This is a genomic window from Winogradskyella bathintestinalis, from assembly GCF_030407435.1.
Lineage (GTDB): Bacteria > Bacteroidota > Bacteroidia > Flavobacteriales > Flavobacteriaceae > Winogradskyella > Winogradskyella bathintestinalis.
The window spans coordinates 1-925 of the sequence record NZ_JASDDK010000029.1; the positions used below are offsets into that span (position 1 = coordinate 1).

A 925-nucleotide genomic window follows, 5' to 3' on the forward strand; every position below is an offset into this window, starting at 1 on the left:
ACAACGGTTTGTGTATGAAACGTAGCGTGTAAAAAGACACTAACTTTTCGGATTAACACAGAGCCGAATTTTTATATTTTGATTTAACTTTTCAGTTTTAAAGCCAAATTAAAAATTTGGCGGTCTTTGTAAATAAAACACAAACTTTCGATTTAACACTTATTAGCTATGTTTTATACACCGTGTTGTAAGCCGTTTTTATTCGGATTTCTTAATCAATTCGATATTATAAAGTTCAATTTCTGTCAAATACTGTTCAACCTTTTCGTGTTGAGCTCTATACCATTTTTGCTTTCTGAAATATTTGTCCATTTCTCCTCCTTTTTTAAAAGTATAACCATATCTAGCAAAAATTTCATTTCTCATTAATTTCAAATCTTTCGAACTCATTTGATTTAATTCGTCAATGTTTAATTTCCTAGAAGAAGCTTTACTATACTTTCCATAATAAATGTCTTCAAATTTGATTTTGGTTCTAGTTCCAATTTCAAATTCACTATCACTAATCCAACTAGTCCAAGGGTTATTAATTCTCAGTCCTTTAACATATTCACCTGATTCCATTTTGTACCTAATAAATTGTCCAGAATGTTGGTCACTAGTAAACTTTCCTTTTTTATCTATCGATATGTTCGTTAATGTTATGTAATTACTTTTCCAAATTCCAGTATTTTCTTCCCAATATCCATTCTGAACTTGTCCAATGATACAATCTCCTGAAAAAAATAATTGAAAATCAGATTCGCTTTCACTTTCTCCGAAATGATAAGTCCCAGCATATTCAATTTCAAATTTTGGTAGCCAATCGGTTAAATCAGATTCATTAATTTCTTGTCCTCCCCAATATTGGGCAAAAGTTAAATTTGAAGTAAATAATAGGATTATTAATATTCTCATACTTTTTTTCAAAATGGCTTACAACGGT

The 925-nt window shown here is 29.5% G+C and carries 1 protein-coding gene; it reads right to left on the reverse strand.

Annotated features, from left to right (window positions below; all coding sequences use genetic code 11):
* Nucleotides 1-198: 198 nt before the first annotated feature.
* Nucleotides 199-897 carry a YARHG domain-containing protein gene (locus QMA06_RS16410; protein WP_290207997.1) on the reverse strand — a complete coding sequence of 233 codons (699 nt, stop codon included), beginning with the start codon at nucleotides 895-897 and terminating at the stop codon, nucleotides 199-201.
* Between the last annotated feature and the right edge of the window lie 28 nt (nucleotides 898-925).